Source organism: Glutamicibacter sp. NPDC087344, from assembly GCF_044744225.1.
GTDB lineage: Bacteria > Actinomycetota > Actinomycetes > Actinomycetales > Micrococcaceae > Glutamicibacter.
In genome coordinates, this window is the sequence record NZ_JBIUXY010000009.1 from 146,731 (window position 1) to 163,614 (window position 16,884).

The 16,884-nt window shown below is 64.5% G+C and carries 17 protein-coding genes; 11 read left to right on the forward strand and 6 right to left on the reverse strand.

What is annotated here, in order from left to right; all coding sequences use genetic code 11:
* Positions 1–32 precede the first annotated feature (32 nt).
* Positions 33–536 (forward strand): Cys-tRNA(Pro) deacylase, encoded by a 504-nt coding sequence (ybaK, locus tag ACIOWL_RS16305; protein ID WP_400387385.1) that lies wholly within the window; start codon positions 33–35, stop codon positions 534–536.
* Between the two features lie 22 nt (positions 537–558).
* Here the strand turns inward: ybaK and ACIOWL_RS16310 are convergent, their stop codons facing one another.
* The gene (locus ACIOWL_RS16310; protein ID WP_400387388.1) at positions 559–1,782 is read right to left on the reverse strand and encodes an alpha/beta hydrolase family protein; all 1,224 of its coding nucleotides are present in this window, start codon (positions 1,780–1,782) and stop codon (positions 559–561) included.
* A gap of 61 nt (positions 1,783–1,843) precedes the next feature.
* Between ACIOWL_RS16310 and msrB the strand changes: the two genes are divergently transcribed.
* From msrB to ACIOWL_RS16350, 8 genes are all read left to right on the forward strand, one after another.
* Entirely contained in the window at positions 1,844–2,266 is a 423-nt protein-coding gene (msrB, locus tag ACIOWL_RS16315) for a peptide-methionine (R)-S-oxide reductase MsrB (RefSeq protein WP_400387391.1), read from the forward strand.
* 147 nt (positions 2,267–2,413) lie between these two features.
* On the forward strand, positions 2,414–3,799 hold the full coding sequence (locus ACIOWL_RS16320; RefSeq protein ID WP_400387394.1) for a DUF6421 family protein: 1,386 nt from the start codon (positions 2,414–2,416) through the stop codon (positions 3,797–3,799).
* A 38-nt stretch (positions 3,800–3,837) separates the two neighbouring features.
* Positions 3,838–4,584, forward strand: a complete 747-nt coding sequence (locus tag ACIOWL_RS16325; RefSeq protein ID WP_400387396.1) for an SDR family oxidoreductase — start codon at positions 3,838–3,840, stop codon at positions 4,582–4,584.
* Between the two features lie 142 nt (positions 4,585–4,726).
* Positions 4,727–5,788 carry a threonine aldolase family protein gene (locus tag ACIOWL_RS16330; protein ID WP_400387398.1) on the forward strand — a complete coding sequence of 354 codons (1,062 nt, stop codon included), beginning with the start codon at positions 4,727–4,729 and terminating at the stop codon, positions 5,786–5,788.
* Between the two features lie 78 nt (positions 5,789–5,866).
* Positions 5,867–6,505, forward strand: a complete 639-nt coding sequence (locus ACIOWL_RS16335) for a DUF3000 domain-containing protein (RefSeq protein WP_400387401.1) — start codon at positions 5,867–5,869, stop codon at positions 6,503–6,505.
* Between the two features lie 38 nt (positions 6,506–6,543).
* Positions 6,544–7,791 (forward strand): HRDC domain-containing protein, encoded by a 1,248-nt coding sequence (locus tag ACIOWL_RS16340; protein WP_400387404.1) that lies wholly within the window; start codon positions 6,544–6,546, stop codon positions 7,789–7,791.
* 220 nt (positions 7,792–8,011) lie between these two features.
* A complete protein-coding gene (locus ACIOWL_RS16345) occupies positions 8,012–9,277 on the forward strand; it encodes a thiolase family protein (protein WP_400387407.1) in 1,266 nt (421 codons plus the stop codon).
* 12 nt (positions 9,278–9,289) lie between these two features.
* Entirely contained in the window at positions 9,290–11,416 is a 2,127-nt protein-coding gene (locus ACIOWL_RS16350; RefSeq protein ID WP_400387410.1) for a 3-hydroxyacyl-CoA dehydrogenase NAD-binding domain-containing protein, read from the forward strand.
* Between the two features lie 89 nt (positions 11,417–11,505).
* Here ACIOWL_RS16350 and ACIOWL_RS16355 read toward each other — a convergent pair whose 3' ends face one another.
* The gene (locus tag ACIOWL_RS16355; RefSeq protein ID WP_400387413.1) at positions 11,506–12,084 is read right to left on the reverse strand and encodes a dihydrofolate reductase family protein; all 579 of its coding nucleotides are present in this window, start codon (positions 12,082–12,084) and stop codon (positions 11,506–11,508) included.
* 138 nt (positions 12,085–12,222) lie between these two features.
* On the opposite strand from ACIOWL_RS16355, the gene ACIOWL_RS16360 reads away from it, so the two are divergent.
* Positions 12,223–12,696 carry a Rieske (2Fe-2S) protein gene (locus ACIOWL_RS16360; protein ID WP_400387416.1) on the forward strand — a complete coding sequence of 158 codons (474 nt, stop codon included), beginning with the start codon at positions 12,223–12,225 and terminating at the stop codon, positions 12,694–12,696.
* A gap of 74 nt (positions 12,697–12,770) precedes the next feature.
* Here ACIOWL_RS16360 and ACIOWL_RS16365 read toward each other — a convergent pair whose 3' ends face one another.
* Positions 12,771–13,745, reverse strand: coding sequence for an aldo/keto reductase (locus ACIOWL_RS16365; RefSeq protein WP_400387419.1), 975 nt, complete (start codon positions 13,743–13,745; stop codon positions 12,771–12,773).
* Positions 13,746–13,880: 135 nt separating this feature from the next.
* On the opposite strand from ACIOWL_RS16365, the gene argG reads away from it, so the two are divergent.
* Positions 13,881–15,308, forward strand: coding sequence for an argininosuccinate synthase (argG, locus tag ACIOWL_RS16370; RefSeq protein WP_400387422.1), 1,428 nt, complete (start codon positions 13,881–13,883; stop codon positions 15,306–15,308).
* A 123-nt stretch (positions 15,309–15,431) separates the two neighbouring features.
* Here argG and ACIOWL_RS16375 read toward each other — a convergent pair whose 3' ends face one another.
* Genes ACIOWL_RS16375 through ACIOWL_RS16385 form a run of 3 tightly spaced genes read right to left on the reverse strand, consistent with a single transcriptional unit; the run spans position 15,432 to position 16,855 of the window.
* On the reverse strand, positions 15,432–15,767 hold the full coding sequence (locus tag ACIOWL_RS16375) for a hypothetical protein (RefSeq protein WP_400387424.1): 336 nt from the start codon (positions 15,765–15,767) through the stop codon (positions 15,432–15,434).
* A 12-nt stretch (positions 15,768–15,779) separates the two neighbouring features.
* Entirely contained in the window at positions 15,780–16,265 is a 486-nt protein-coding gene (locus ACIOWL_RS16380; protein WP_400387427.1) for a GNAT family N-acetyltransferase, read from the reverse strand.
* Between the two features lie 23 nt (positions 16,266–16,288).
* Complete coding sequence (locus tag ACIOWL_RS16385) at positions 16,289–16,855, reverse strand: hypothetical protein (protein ID WP_400387430.1); 567 nt, start codon at positions 16,853–16,855, stop codon at positions 16,289–16,291.
* Positions 16,856–16,884 lie beyond the last annotated feature (29 nt).

Below are 16,884 nucleotides of genomic sequence, written 5' to 3' on the forward strand. Positions count from 1 at the left end.
ACGGTCCCAACGCAGGAAGGATGACAACGCTCTTGGGCAAAAAGAAACACGCGGCCTCTACGCCGGCGACCGCCGCTCTGGATGCCGCCGGCATCAGCTACGTGACGCATAGTTACACACACAGCGACTCAGCCGACAGTTATGGAGCCGAGGCAGCGCAGCAGCTCGGTGTAGCGGGTGATCGGGTGTTCAAGACGCTGATGGTTTCCACCGGTCCCACCGCGACCCAGGATCTGGCCATTGCGGTGGTACCGGTGAACAGCATGCTGGATCTGAAGGCGGTCGGTTCGGCCTTGGGCTCCAAGAAGGTGCAGATGGCTGACAAAAGTGCGGCCGCGCGACGCAGCGGCTACGTTTTAGGCGGCATTTCTCCCTTTGGCCAGCGGCAGAGTTCCCGAACGGTCATCGATCGCAGCGCCCGCGCATTCGAGACGATTTTCATCTCTGGCGGGCGGCGCGGATTCAGCCTCGAACTCGCCCCGGAGGATGCGGCGACGGTTACCGACGCCGTGTGGGCCGCCATCTGCACCACCTAGGTGTTTTCGCTCGACGCAGCGGCTACGCCGTTTCGTGTGCGTTAATGCGCGCGGTGACGAAGTCGCTGACCGCCTGCGCAAAACCCTCTGGGTCCACGTTGGGCTCCCTGGTGTGGCCGGCGTTGGTGAAGGTTTTCAGGCTCACCAGGTCCGGGCGCAGCTGGGCGAGTTTCAGGCTTGGGCCATGGGGCACAAATTGGTCGTCCTTGCTGTGCATGAGCAGGATTGGGTGGGTCAGTTCAGCCGCGCGATCCACCCAGTTCAGCCGCTTGAGATTCACCGGGGCGGCCTGCCCGGTGATCCAGCGCCCGGCTTCGTTGGAGAGCAACCATTGACCGAACCGGCCCACCGACTGCGGGATCTTGTTGGCCCTGGCCTGATGGGACAGCACATCCACCCAGTTGATCACCGGCCCGACCAGCATTAGCGAATCCACCAGGTGGGCCAGGTCGGAGCGGTCGGCCATCTGCAGGCTGATGGCTCCCCCCATGGACCAGCCCAAGAGAATGATCTGTTTCGCCCCGTGCGAACGAGCGAAGTGGACTGCCGCTTCCACGTCCAGCCATTCGGTGTCACCCAGCCCGTACCGTCCGTCGGGTCCAGTCGGTGCCAGCCCGTCGTTGCGGTAGCTCATCAGCAAGGTGCTGACGCCGGTCTTGGCGAGGGCCGGCAGTGCTCGAATGGATTCGGTGCGCCGGGCACCTCGCCCGTGAACCCCGATGACCCAGACATCCGGGTTCGTTGTCCCCGGGACCAGCCAGGCCGGGCCGTCGCCGATCTCAAGGTTGACGTTGACGTCGGTGGCCTGGAAGCCCAGGTCTGACGGGTGCTCGTACATGGCTCCGGACAGGTAGCCGCGTTTGACCCCTTCGAGGTTCCCGCGATACACCGCTTCGATCTGCCGAGCCACAAGTTTTGGCCGGCCGGGAACCTCTTGCGGCGCCGAGAGCCTTAGCGCGCACGCGTCGAACTCCGCCAAAAAGGTGCATCCCCCAGGTTCGGCGGTTTCGGCATCGCGGGCCAGGTGCATCCACAGTTTGCCGTGTGCGTCGGTAGCGATCTCGCGGATCACCGCGTTCGATGCGCGGCGCTCTTCCGGGGTCACCACTCGGCGGGCGAAGTAGCCGGCCAGCGCCGAGACGCTGGCGGCGACCAGGGAGCCTGCGGCCACACCGAGCCCGATACCAATCAGGGTCGCGGGAACTGTTTTACGCGGTTCGAGCGTGTCGACGATTTTTCGAGCCATGGTTTTATTTTTGCAGATCACGTCTTGGGAATCATTAGGCCATGGATGTAGTTTCCTAAGTATGAACGAAAACCCGAGCACCGAAGATCAGAACCCCGCCGAGATCGATTGGCGGCAGGTTCTGTCCCCCGAGGAATTCCACATTTTGCGGCAGGCCGGCACCGAACGCCCGTTCACGGGGGAATACTGGGACACAACCACCGAGGGGGTGTATGCCTGCCGCGCTTGCGGGTCCGAATTATTCGCCAGTACCACCAAGTTTGATGCCGGTTGCGGCTGGCCGTCGTTTTTCGCCCCGTTGGCCGAAGACCGTGTACGTTACATCACCGATGAATCAATGGGCATGAAGCGTGTTGAGGTGCGCTGCGCCAAGTGCGACTCGCACATGGGACATGTCTTCGAGGGCGAGGGATTCGGCACCCCCACCGATCTGCGGTACTGCATGAACTCGTTGAGTCTCTCGTTGCGTGAGGCCCAGGGCTAAACAGCCCTCAGGGTGAAGCGACCGAGGTCACCCCATGAATAAGATCTCCTTATTCACTGGTGACTTAGGATTACTTTTTCTTTGGTTAGGCGTAGCGTTCTAGCTAGCAACCGAACGCTGCCCTACCGAAGAAGAAGGTGTATCTCAATGACCCAGATTTCCGCAGAGCCACGGCCAACCAGCCCAGCCGACGCCCAACTCATTGCGCAGTCCGACGCATGGCTGGCGCTGAAGTCCGCCGCGAGTGAATTCCAGGGTCTTCAGCTCAAGGACGGCTCCCTGGCCGACAAGCAGCAGGCTACCCGCGCTAGCGAGCTGATCGAGACCATCATCGCCTCCGTTCAGGACCTGCGCGAATACTTCGCTCACGACGCCCAGTACCTCGACCAGCTCGTGGCCGATCTGCAGCGCTGGAACGATCAGGGGTTCGCGGTCCCCGACTTCTTGGACTCGCTGGTGCAATTCCAGCCGCAGACCCAGCGTGTGGACGGGCTGATGCACCTGGTGCTTTTCCCGATGTACACCCAGAACGGCTCAACCAACCGGTTCCTTGAAGCTGTGCTGGTTCAGGTGATCTGGCCGGACTTCATTTCCGAGCTGGAAGCTGGCGCCTACACCAACAAGTTGTTTGTGCCGCTGCGATTCATCGATTTCACCGCCGGCTACGACACCAACTCCGCCGTGCTGTTCCCGGAATCCGTTGCCATCCGTGAAACCCCGTCCTTCACCTGGGGCGCGATTTTCCAGGACCGCGAAGCCGCACGCTTCCGCAAGGTGCTCAAGGCCGCCGCGCAGATCACCAACCTGGAACTACCCGCAGATGCGGCGGAGTTGCTGGAGGACCAGAAACTCACCGAAGAAGCATTCATCATGTGGGATCTGATCCACGACCGCACCCACATGCGCGGAGACTTGCCCTTCGACCCATTTATGATCAAGCAGCGGATGCCGTTTTTCCTGTACTCCTTGGAGGAGCTTCGCTGCGATTTGACCGCATTCCGCGAGTGCATGAAGATCGCCGCGGATCCAGCGGTTGATCAGAAGACCGCCAAAATGGCCACGCTGGTGCAGTACGCGGTGATCTTCGACCGGATTTTCCGTTTTGCGATCACCGGGTCGCGGGTGCGCAACTACGACGGTTTGGGTGGGCAGCTGCTCTTCGCATGGATGCATCAGCACCACGTTTTGCATTGGACCGACACCAAGCTGCGCATCGATTGGGCCGAGGTTCCCGAGGTGGTCGCCGCGCTGGGCGACTCGATCGACGAACTCTACTGGAAGTCCATCGACCGCCCCAAGCTGGCGCACTGGCTGGCCGCCTATGAGCTGGTTTCCAGCACCGTGACGCCGAACCCCGCCTCGCGGTGGGCCAAGGGGCCAGATGCCCTGCCGCTGACCGCACCCCTGCGTGAAATTACCGACCAGGTGATGGACGACGAGTTCCCGCTGTCCATGTTCTACGAGGCGCTGTCCAAAAAGATGACCTCAGTCATCGAATCAACCCGCGGGATGACTGGCGCCACCGAGATCTAAGCCCTCCATTTTGCGCCAGCTTGAATTAGGCTAGGAACGTGAGCGAACAAACAGTGGTCCCAGAGCAGTCAGGCCGTAAGGCCCCGGTGGTACTCATCGCCGGGGCCACCTCGGCCTCCGGTATTGCCTGCGCCAAGGCGCTGATGGCCGCAGGCGCCAAGGTGCTTGCTGTAGGCAGCGATGCCGACCGGTTGGTGGAACGGATGCCGCGCGGAGTGTTGCGCTACCAATGCGACCTGAGCTACCTGCAGGCCGTTGAGCACCTGCGCGACACCATTCACCACCAACATGGCCCCATCGACGTGCTGTTGCACCTGGTGGGCGGGTGGCGCGGCGGCGCCTCGATCGTCGGCCAGGACGACGAGGATTGGGACTTTTTGCACGAGTCGGTGATGACCACATTGCGCAATACCACCCGGGTATTCGTTGACGATTTGGTTGGCTCCGAGGCCGGGCGCCTGGCGATCGTCAGCTCCGACGCGGTGCTGAATCCGACCCCGTCCAACGCGAACTACGGCGCCCTGAAGGCCGCCGCGGAGCACTGGGTCAATGCCGTGGCCCGGTTGTTCACCAAACAAGCCCCGCAGGCAGCGGCCGTGAGCTGGGTGGTCAAGTCCCTGAGCGATCAGCCTGCCGAGCAGAGCCCGGCAGGATCTACCTCGGTGCAGGATCTCGCGCAGGCCGCTGTCGATCTGTTGCAGCCCGAGGCCACAGGCCTCAACGGGACCCGCATCAAGCTGCCGCGAGCCGCGAAACCTGCGGCGGACGCAGCACCCAAAACCTAACCTGCACCCGCTGCCCCGCCGCGCCACCGCTGGCACCCAGAAACGCACTTGACCACCGCGAGGTACGGGTGCCGGGTTGCGCCCTCACCACATTCTTCGGCCCACCGGCCGATCGCAACAACCATAAGGATTTTTTGACACCATGAGCACCAGCCACGATACAACCCTGCGTGGATTCGCGTCGGACAACTACTCCGGGGTGCACCCGCGCATCCTTGAGGCCATCGCCCGCGCCAACGGCGGACACCAGATCTCCTACGGCGAGGACCAGTACACCGAACAGCTTGATGCGCTGGCGCGTTCGCTCTTCGGTGAGCAAGCGGCGATTTTCCCGGTGTTCAACGGCACCGGTGCCAACGTCACGGCCCTGCAGTCGCTGTTGCCCCGCTGGGGCGCTGTCATCTGCGCCTCCAGCGCCCACATCAACGTGGACGAAAACGGCGCACCCGAACGGGTCGGCGGCTTCAAGCTGCTGCAGGTTGATACCCCCGACGGCAAATTGACCCCCGAGCTGATCGACCAGCAGGCGTGGGGTTGGGGAGATGAACACCGGGCGCAGCCTTTGGCGGTGTCGATCACCCAGGCCACCGAGCTGGGAACCCTGTACACCCCGCAGGAAATCAAGGACATCACAACCCACGCCCACCAGCTGGGCATGAAGGTCCATCTGGATGGTTCACGTTTGTCCAACGCGGCCGCCTCCCTGGGGGTCGAGCTGCGCGAGCTGACCACCGATGCCGGGGTGGACATCGTCTCCCTGGGCGGCACCAAAAACGGAATGATGCTCGGCGAAGGGATCTTGACCCTGCGCAGCGAGCTGGCCGCCGACATGAAATACCTGCGCAAGATGAATATGCAGCTGGGAAGCAAGATGCGTTTCGTCTCCGTCCAGCTGCTGGAACTGTACGGCACCGAGTTGTGGCGCGAGCTGGCCGGCCATTCAAATGCCATGGCCGCCCGGCTGGCCGACGCGGTGCGGCGCATCGACGGGGTGGAGCTGGTGTACCCAACCCAGGCCAACGGGGTTTTCGCCCAGCTCCCGACCGAGGTCAGCGACGAATTGCGCGAGCATTTCCGTTTTTACGACTGGGATCGCGCCGCAGGCCAGGTGCGCTGGATGTGCTCCTTCGACACCACCGAGGCCGACGTGGACGCCTTCACCACCAAGCTTGCACAGCTGATGGGGCAGTTCGCCACCGCGTAACCCCGCTCCCGGTGCTCGGCATCGGTCGACCGGCGCGCCGTACCGCACCAGCGGTGCGGCGCGTTTTAGACTCTGAGTGTGACCCACGAATCCCCCGCCGCCGCCATCCCGCCGGCCTTCGCCAAAGCCCTGGACGACCTGTCCCGCGCCACGGTGCGCAAGGAGCTTCGATTCACCGAGATTCCGGCGCCCGGACGCTTGGCCCCCTTTGCCCTGGCTCTCAGTGGCGACGTGCTGGAACACGAAGGGCCCGGCCACGGACGCATCGGCAAGGAAATGGGACGCACCCCCTTCCTCAAACCGGCCGAACAATTGGCCACCGGGCGTTTCATCCTGCTCTACGACCCTGCAGGCCAAGACCTGTGGAACGGCTGCTTCCGCATCGTCACCTATATTCGAGCGCGCCTGGAAAACGACATGGGCCAGGACAGCATGCTCGCCTCGGTCGCCTGGAGCTGGCTGGAAGACGCGCTGCGCGAACGCGATATCAACTACCACTCCGCCGGGGGCACCGCCACCCGGGTGATCTCCGAATCCTTCGGCAATATGGCCGGGGAACAGGATCACATCGACATCGAGCTGCGGGCTTCCTGGTCCCCCGGTTCCCAAGACCTCGGGGCGCACCTCAGCGCCTGGGCGGACATGGTTTGCACCTTTGCGGGGCTGCCACCGCTGCCCGACGGGGTGCAACAATTACCGCGCCGCCGGTTGAGCTGACCACGAACCTCGCGGCTCGGACTTAGAATGGAATCACCATGAGCCATTCCCAGCCGACCGCACCGTTGCCCGCCCCCGATGATCCGCAGCCCGAAACGCCGCCGTTGATCCCGTTGTCCGCACCACGCGAGGGCATCCCGGAAGTGATCAGCACCCCGCCTGCCCTGCGGCGTGCGGTGCGTGCGTTGCGTGAAGGCACCGGAGACCTGGCGGTTGACACCGAACGCGCCAGCGGCTTCCGTTACGGACAACGCGCCTTCTTATTGCAAATTCGACGCGACGGTGCCGGCACCTGGCTCATCGACCCGGAAACCCTGGAAGACCTGACCCCGCTGGTCGAGTTTGCCAACGAGCAGGAGTGGATCCTTCACGCGGCCACCCAGGATCTGCCCTGCCTCAACGACCTGGGCATGGCCCCCACCGCGGTGTTCGACACCGAGCTGGCCGGGCGCCTGGCTGGATTCCCGCGCGTCGCCCTGGGCACCATGGTCGCCCAGCTTTTGGGTTTGCAACTTGCCAAGGAGCATTCGGCCGTTGACTGGTCTACCCGCCCGCTGCCGCAGTCGTGGCTGAGCTACGCGGCCTTGGATGTCGAGGTGCTGCACGAGCTGCGGGCCGCCATCACCGGGGTGCTCGAAGAGCAGGGCAAGCTGGAGTTCGCCCGCCAGGAATTCGAATACGAGCTGCAACCCGCCGAGCCAAGCCTGGTCAGCGAGCCGTGGCGCAAGCTCTCCGGGATCCACAAAATCAAAAACAAGCGTAATCTCGCGGTGGCCCGCGAACTGTGGCTCTCGCGCGAATCGCTGGCCAAGAGCCGCGACGTCGCACCGGGGCGGCTGCTGCCCGATCGCGCCATCATGGCGGCGATCGAACACCGGGCAAGCTCGGTGCCGGCGCTGCTTCAGATTCCCGGCTTCCACGGGCGCAGCGTCAAACGCGACGCCCCGCGCTGGCTGGATGCGGTGCAGCGCGGGCGCAGCACCCGCGATCTGCCCGAGTTGCGCTCCGACAAGTCGGGTTTGCCCAACCCGCGGGCGTGGACCGAGAAAAACCCCAAGGCCGCCGATCGCCTGGGCGCCGCCAAACTGCTGCTCGCGGAGGTTTCAGAGCAGTGGAACATTCCTGCGGAGAACCTGCTGAGCCCCAAATTCCTGCGTGAACTGTGCTGGACTCCCCCGGCGGTGATCAGCGAAGGCTCGGTGGATCAGCGCCTGGCGGACCTCGGAGCCAGGCCCTGGCAGCGCGAGCTGCTCGCCGACCGATTGGCCGCGTCGCTGAAGGGGTAAGCAGCCAGCCGCAGACCGCATGCCGCAGTCGCACCCGGAGCATCGGGTGCGGCTGCGGCATGTTGTTTTGGGGCCGGATCACCGCATCGCTCACCGTGGAGGGTGAAGAAACGCACTTGCGCTAAATGTTACTCATGAGTAACGTATGTTCTAGGTCACAGTGATGGTGGCCGCTGCCGTGCAAACGACAGGCAGAACCTACGCAGCAAGGAGCCCGACGGTGAGTGCTACCGCCCCGACCGCGCAGAACAACGTGCATAACCTGCTCAACGACCGCGACGTCGTCTTTGTCGACGGGGTCCGCACCCCCTTTGGCCGTGCCGGGGAGAAGGGCATCTACCACGGCACCCGGGCCGACGACCTGGCCGTGAAGGCCGTGCGCGGTTTGCTGGAGCGCAACCCGCTGGTGCCCGCTGGACGGATCGACGAGGTTTCACTGGCCGCGACCACCCAGAGCGGCGATCAGGGGCTGACCATCGGGCGCACCGTCGCGCTGCTGGCCGGCATCCCCCAATCGGTCCCCGGATACGCCATCGACCGGATGTGCGCCGGCGCCATGACCGCGGTCACCAGCACCGCCGGCGGTATTGCCTTCGGCGCCTACGACCTGGTGATCGCCGGCGGCGTCGAGCACATGGGCAACCACCCCATGGGCGCCGGGGCGGACCCCAACCCGCGGTTTGTCAGCGAACGGATTGTGGACCCGCAGGCGCTGAACATGGGAAACACGGCCGAAAACCTGCACGACCGTTTCCCCGCGATCACCAAGGACCGCGCCGACCGCTATGCCGTTGCCTCGCAAGCCAAACTCGCCGCGGCCTACGGCAACGGGCAGATCCAACCGGATCTGGTGCCCGTCGCGGCCAAACGCCCCGGCGAAGGCTGGGCGGTGCACACCCGCGACGAGCCGCCCCGCCCGGGCACCACCCTCGAATCCCTGAGCGAGTTGCGCACCCCTTTCCGCGCCCACGGTCGGGTCACCGCTGGCAATTCCGCAGGCCTGAACGACGGGGCCACCGCGGCGCTGCTGGCCAGCGGGGCGGCGGTCCGCGAGCTGGGCCTGGCCCCCAAGATGCGGCTGGTCTCCTTCGCCTTCGCCGGTGTCGCCCCGGACGTGATGGGTTACGGCCCGGTGCCGGCCACCGAGAAAGCGCTGGCCAAGGCCGGGTTGGGCATCAACGACATCGGCCTGTTTGAAATCAACGAGGCATTCGCCGTGCAGGTCCTCTCATTTTTGGACCACTACGGCATCGACCAGGACGACGATCGGGTGAACCGCTACGGCGGGGCGATCGCCGTGGGCCATCCGCTGGCAGCTTCCGGGGTGCGGCTGATGACCCAGCTGGCCCGCCAATTCGACCAGGACCACTCGGTCCGTTTCGGGCTGAGCACCATGTGCATCGGCCTGGGCATGGGCGGCACCGTGATTTGGGAAAACCCCCACCACCCGGACTTCGGCACCGCGCTGCGCGAGACCACGGCTTAAAGGAGAAACACCATGACCACCACCACCTCCCCGGAGCACCTGGCTTTAGCCGAGTTGATGCACGATGAGACCGTTACCCACAGCCTGATCAGCGATGTCCCGCTGTCCGGCGGCAAAACCTTGGCGCTGCTGACCCTGGACAACGGCCTGGATCACCGCAAACCCACGACCTTGGGCCCCAACGGCCTGCTTGAACTGCGTGCGGTCCTTGAGGTGCAGGCCGAACGCGCCAAGGCCGGGCAGATCCATGCCCTGGCCATTACCGGCAAACCGCATTTCCTGATCGCCGGGGCCGACCTGTCGGCGGTCACCCGCCTCAGCTCCCCCGAGCAAGCCACCGCCATGGCCGCCCTGGGCCACCATGCCTACGATCTGCTGGCCGACCTGGGGGTGCCGACCTTCGCGTTCATCAACGGGCTGGCCTTGGGTGGCGGGCTGGAGATCGCGTTGGCCTGCACCTACCGCACGCTCAGCACCGCGGCCGGCGCGCTGGGCCTGCCCGAGGCGTTTTTGGGACTGGTCCCGGGCTGGGCCGGGGTGTACCGGCTGCCGCGTCTGGTGGGCCCGGAGAACGCGCTGAAGGTGATGATCGAGAACCCGCTGTCCAACAACCGCACCCTGAGCGGTTCGGCCGCGTATTCCATGGGGCTGGCCGATGCATTGTTCGAGCCGGCGGACTTCATCGAGCATTCGGTGGGATTTGTCGACGATGTGCTGAGCGGCGCGGTGCAGGTAGCGCGCCCCCACGCGGTGGACCCCTCCGACCCGGCGGTGGCCGACCGCTGGCTCGCGGCGGCCGACCGGGCCGAAGCCTTGGTCGACGCAAAATTGCACGGAGCGGCCCCGGCCCCCTCCAAGGTCCTGGACCTCTTCCGCGAGGGCCTGAACCTCACGCAGCCGCAGTCCGCGACGCTGGAAATCCAGGCGCTCACCGAGCTGATCGGCAGCCCGCAATTCCAGAACACCGTGTATGCATTCCTGGACCTGGTGCAAAAACGCGGCAAATCCCCCTCCGGCGTACCGGACCCCAAGCTGGCGCGGCCGGTGACCAAGGTGGGGGTGGTTGGCGCCGGGTTGATGGCCAGCCAACTGGCGCTGCTCTTTGTCCGCCGGCTGAACGTGCCGGTAGTCATCACGGACCTGGACCAGTCGCGCATCGATCAGGGCCTGGCGTACATCCACGGCGAACTGGACAAGCAGCTGGCCAAGGGACGGATCAGCCAGGATGCGCTCAACCGCGCCAAGGCCCTGGTCTCCGGCTCGGTCACCAAGGATGTTTTCGCGGACGCGGACTTTGTGATCGAGGCCGTCTTCGAAGAGCTGAGCGTGAAAAAGCAGGTTTTCGCCGAGGTGGAGGCGGTGGTTTCGCCCGAGTGCGTGCTGGCCACCAACACCTCCTCGCTCTCGGTGACCGAAATGGGCCGGGACCTGGCCCACCCCGAGCGGCTGGTCGGATTCCACTTCTTCAACCCGGTCGCGGTGATGCCGCTGCTTGAGATCGCGGCCACCGGATGGACCAGCGACAGCTCGCTGTCCACGGCCTTTGTGCTGGGCAAGGCATTGCGCAAAACCACGGTGCGCACCGCCGACGCCACGGCCTTTGTGGTCAACCGGGTGCTGCTGCGGATGCTCAGCGAGGTCCAGGCCGCCTTCGACGAGGGCACCGACGCCGCCACCGCGGACCAGGCCCTGCACAGCATGGGCCTGCCGATGACCCCGTTCACGCTGCTGGGCATGGTGGGCCTGCCGGTCGCGCAGCACGTCACCGAATCGCTGCATGCGGCCTTCGGGACACGATTCGCGGTCTCCGAGAACCTCGCCAGGTTGATCGAGGCGAAGGTCACCTCGCTGTGGATCAGCGGCGAACACGGCGCGCAGGTGCTGAACCCGGCGGCCGCCGCGGTGATTGTGCAGGGCGAGAACCCGTCGAGCGCCGAGACGATCCTCACCCGGGTCCAGGACGCATTGGCCCAGGAAATCGGTTTGCTGCTTGCCGAAGGCGTGGTCGCCCAGGCCGCCGACGTCGATTTGTGCATGATCACCGGAGCCGGCTGGCCGATGCACCTGGGCGGCATCACCCCGTACCTGGACCAGTCGGGCGCTTCCGAACGAGTCAACGGCGAAAAGTTCAACCGCTAGGCCTGCGCGCACAATGGGCTCCGGTGCCGGTTATCCGGCACCGGAGCCCTGCCCGTACACGGCCCACGCCGAGCCGTGGCGGGGCAGTACTAGCCACGCTCGTACCGCGCCATCACGACCCCGGACTCGAAGGCCTGCACGCTGGTGCTTCTGAAGGGCTGCAGCCGGTAGTCGCGGTCTCCGAACAGGCGGATCCCGCTGCCGAAGGTCACGGGATTCACCTTGAGCACCAGCGAATCGATCTCATCGGCCAGCGCGGCAGCCAGGGCCCCTCCGCCGCACAGCCAGATCCCAGCACCCGGCTCTCCTTTGAGCTCGCGCACCACCTGCACCGGGTCCTGGTCGGTAAAGCGGACCGCTTGGCTGCCTTCGGGCCGCTGCGTCCTGCTGGTGAATACGATCTGGCGCAGATGCGCATAGGGGCTGGCCAGGTGGTGATCCGGCAAACCAATGGCGTACGTGTTCCAGCCCATGAGCACGGTGTCGAAGGGGCCGCCGTCGCTGGGGACGCCGATCGTGTCGGCAAAAATGGTTGGGACGGTGCCGCGGAACTGCTGCGCGATCGCCCCCATGTGGTCCCCCTGTGCAAGGAACCCGTCGAATTCGCCGCCCGGACCGGCGATATACCCGTCCAGGCTCACCGCCACGTAGTAGGTTAATGAGCGCACTGTTCCTCCAAGAGGTCGAACCGCTGCAACGTGTGAGCGGAAACCGGATTCGTACACTCTACCGACGGGCACCGGCAAACAACAGAGCCTGCGCCGACTGCGTGGCATCGACACCGCTACGTCTGCGAGAATAAAACCATGACTGACTTCGCTCGACCAGCCCGACGCACGATCGTGTGTGCTTCCGCCGTCCTCGGCTCCGCAGCCCTGCTGACCGCTTGCGGCAACGGAGAATCAGCGGTTGAATCCCCCGAGGCCCAAGCCATCCCCACCCCCAGCGGTGAGGGCCAGGTGTTGATGACGCTGGCTGACCTGCCGGTTGGATCGCGGGCCTCCGCGCCGGCGACCTACCCGGACGGCAGCTCCACGGCGGTGATGGTTTACCGCGCGGATGAGAAAACCGTGCTGGCCTACTCCAATAAGTGCACGCACCAGGGATGCGCGCTGAGCCCCAAGTCCCCGGATGAGAATTTCTACTGCGCCTGCCACGGTTCAAAGTTCAATCCGGCCGACGGCACCGTCGTCGACGGACCGGCCAAGGGCGCGCTTGGACGCTACGCCGCGGAAATCAAGGGCAGCGACATCGTCGTGTACGTTACCGCGGAAGCCTAAATTCACGCTGACGCAACAGCGGGAGGCACTGATCCAGTTCTGGGTCAGTGCCTCCAGTGGTGTCTTGCAGACGCTTAGAACGGCGCGATCTTCTCCGGGACCGGGAAAATCTCATCCAGTTCCTCGCGTTCAGCCGGGGTCGGCACCCAGCAGATGGCCTTCGCGTTGGCGATGATCTGCTCGGGGCGGGTCGCACCGGCGATCACGGAGGCGACCGGTTGCTGCGCGGCGAGCCAGGAGAAGGCCAGCTGGATCGGGGTCAGCTCCCGGGCGGCGGCGAAGTCAGCAAATTTCTGCAACTGATCAAAATTGCTCGATTCCACCAGATGCTGGCGCGAATGGGTCAGCCGGCTGCCTTCCGGGGCGCTGCCCTTTGAATACTTGCCCGTCAGCAACCCGTTGGCCAGCGGGAAGTAGGGAAGGACCCCGAGCCCGAACTCCTTGGCGGCCGGAAGGACTTCCAACTCGGCGCGGCGATCGATCATGTTGTAATGGTTCTGCGCGGAAATGAATCGTGCTGAACCCAGTTCGCGCGCCACGTACTCGGCCTGCGCGATCTGCCAGCCGGCGCGGTTCGAGTGCCCGATGTACCGGACCTTGCCGCTGCTCACCAGATCATCCAGCGCCCGCAGGGTCTCCTCGATCGGCGTGTTCGGATCCGGGGTATGGAACTGGTACAGATCGATGTAGTCGGTCCCCAGCCGTTTCAGCGAAGCTTCGACGGCCTTGATGATGTAGCGCCGCGATCCGCGCGCCGAATAATCCGCACCATTCACCCCGCCCATGTCCATACCGAATTTGGTGGCCAGGATGATCTCTTCGCGGGCGCTGCCCAAGGCGGCGCCCAAACGGATCTCGGAGAGCCCCGGTTCGCGTCCGTAGGTGTCGGCCACGTCGAAAAAGGTGACCCCGGCGTCCAACGCCGCACGGATCACCGCGTTGGTTCCCTCCTGGGACTCGGTGGCCGTGCCGGCACGCCCCAAATTGTTGCAGCCCAGACCGACGACGGAAACACTCAGGCCACTGCGGCCCAGCTGACGAAATTCCATGGACATCCCTTCACTTCACTGGTGCGCTCCGCTTCACTGGAGCGACGTCTACCCATAGGCTATCTGGTAAGTTCACACGCTAAAGCATTCAGACTCAATTCACTACAATGCATATTTATCCATTAGGATGGAATCATGTCTAAAGTTCTTACCAATCTCCCAGTAGGCGAACGCGTTGGTATCGCGTTCTCCGGTGGCCTCGACACCTCCGTTGCCGTGGCTTGGATGCGCCATAACGGTGCCATTCCGTACACCTACACCGGCGACCTCGGCCAGTATGACGAGCCGGACATCGATGCAGTCCCAGGCCGCGCCCTTGAGTACGGCGCCGAGGCGTCGCGCTTGGTTGACTGCAAGCCAGGCTTGGTCGAAGAGGGTTTCGCCGCCCTGGCCTGCGGTGCCTTCCACATCCGCTCGGGCGGAAAGTCGTACTTCAACACCACCCCGCTGGGCCGTGTGGTCACCGGTACCCTGTTGGTGCGCGCCATGCGCGAGGACGGCGTAGATGTCTGGGGAGATGGTTCGACCTACAAGGGCAACGACATCGAACGCTTCTACCGCTACGGCCTGATGGCCAACCCGAAGCTGCGGATCTACAAGCCGTGGCTCGACCCGCAGTTCGTCACCGAACTGGGTGGACGCCAGGAGATGAGCGAGTGGATGGTCGCACACGGCTTCCCGTACCGCGACTCGGCCGAGAAGGCCTACTCCACCGATGCGAACATCTGGGGCGCAACCCACGAGGCGAAGACTCTGGAGCTGCTGAACAGCTCGATCGAAAACGTCGAGCCGATCATGGGTGTGAAGTACTGGGATGAGAGTGTGGCGATCGCGACGGAAGATGTTTCCGTCACCTTCTCCGCCGGCCGCCCGGTCGCCATCAACGGCAAGGAGTACACCGATCCGGTGGCCCTGGTCAACGAGGCGAACATCATCGGCGGCCGCCATGGTTTGGGCATGAGCGATCAGATCGAAAACCGCATCATCGAGGCCAAGTCGCGCGGCATCTACGAGGCTCCGGCCATGGCGCTGCTGTTCATCGCCTACGAACGCCTGGTCAACGCGATCCACAACGAAGACACCGTGGCAAGCTACCACAACGAGGGCCGCAAGCTGGGCCGCCTGATGTACGAGGGCCGCTGGCTGGATCCGCAGGCACTGATGCTGCGCGAATCGCTGCAGCGCTGGGTTGGATCGGCCATCACCGGCACCGTGACCATCCGCCTGCGCCGCGGCGATGACTACACGATCCTGGACACCGTGGGCGAGAACCTGAGCTACCACCCGGACAAGCTGTCCATGGAACGTGTGGGCGACGCCGCTTTCGGTCCGGTGGACCGTATCGGCCAGCTGACCATGCGCAACCTGGACATCGCCGATTCCCGCGGCCGCCTGGAGCAGTACGCGGCCATGGGCCTGGTTGGCGGCACCACCGCCAAGCTGGTCGGCTCGCTGGAGGCCGGTGGCGCGGATTCGATCGTCGACGCCACCCCGGTGGGCACCGATGAGTTGGCCACCGATCGCGCCAACGAACTGGCCGCCTTCGACTCCGGCGCCGACTAATCCCCGCAGCTAACACGCTGTAAACGCCAAAAGATCGGGCGGATGCTTTCCCAGTGAAAGCATCCGCCCGATCTTTTTTGCAGTTCTCGTCCCTGCCTTCAACCAGCCGCGCCGTTGGCTGCCCTAGGCCTCGATCAGGGTCAGCAGCGGGCTGACCGCAATGGTGAAGCCGATCAATGAGATCAGGCGCAGGATCAGCCGAACGCGAGCACCGTTGCGGGTGTTCGGGGCGGGGAGGTTGAATGCCTGCTCAACCACCCACGCCAAAATCACGACGATCACACCGGCCAAGGCCAGCTGCGCTGCTGGTACGGCCGAAAACAGCGAGGTGATGCCGATGCCGAGGATGACACCCACACAGGCCTGGAACACCAGGTGCAGCGGCACCCGGGTGGCACCCATGTGCGTTGGCTTGCGCTTCGCGCCGGGAGTCTCGTCCCGGTCTTCTTGAGGAATCATGTGTCCTTACTTCTACTCGTCATTCTCCATGCCACTGCCCGGCGCTAGATCTTCTACATGGCGGCGCAGGAGTACTCCCTCGGCCCCGGTGAATTCCACCGTGCCGAATCCGGAGGCTCGCGCCATCAGGGTGAACCCCAGCGAACGCTGCAGCGCGAGCGATGCAGTGTTCCGGGCGTTCACCACGCACCAAGCCGTCTTAGCCCGCTGCGCGATCCAACGCAGCCGCGCCAGTCCCAGCGCCGTGGCCACACCCCGGCCCTGCCAGGCGGCATGGACCTCAACTCCGCACAGATAGTAGCCATCCGGGGCGATCGGATCCTCCGGTTCCCACCACTGCGCCTTGGCCCAGCCGATCAGCGCGCCGTTGGCATCCTTCGCGGCCAGCAGGCATGCTCCGGCGTCGAAAAACTCCGGAGCGCTGTGGCGGCCCAGGCTTCGGGACAGCTCCCGAACCTCTTGATGGTCTCTCGGCTCAAGGCGCTGGATGCTGAACACGGCAGGGAGCTTAGTCGCCCTAGCTAGAGGCTAAAGGGTTTTGCCGGCAGCGGGTGGGCCATCCGGGCCTTGTCCAGCTGGCCGTAGGGCGCGGTGGCGATCACCATCTTGGTGAAGTCCAGTTTGGCTTCGCGGATGCAGACCTTGATCGCGTGAACGGCGAGTTTTGGCGCGGGAGACAGGATCCGGATGTTCAGCTTGCGGTTGCCGAAATCGCTGGATTCCACGGTGCCCAGTCCACGCCAGGCCAAGTGCCCGGTCAGCGCCTCGCTCGCCTTCTTCTGCAGGTAACGGTCGCGTTCGGTGCCCGCGGCTGACTTGAGGGTGTACTGGACAATCACCCAGGACTGCTCTTCGTCGGAGTACTCCGTGTAGCCTTCGGCGGCGCACGCTTCGGCGAAACCCGCAAAAAGTTCATCGGCGCGGTCGGCGGTGACATCCTGCACTTCGCTGGTCTGCGACATGTGGCCCACGGGGCCGTGGTTGATCACAAACTGGCCAAGTTCTTCGTCTTCGAACTGCTGGAACCACGCTTCGCGGAACTGCAGCTCATTTTTTTCGTTCATCCGGTAGGTGCGAATGATCGCCATCGGTCTCCCCCAGGGGTTGGTCGGTCGGT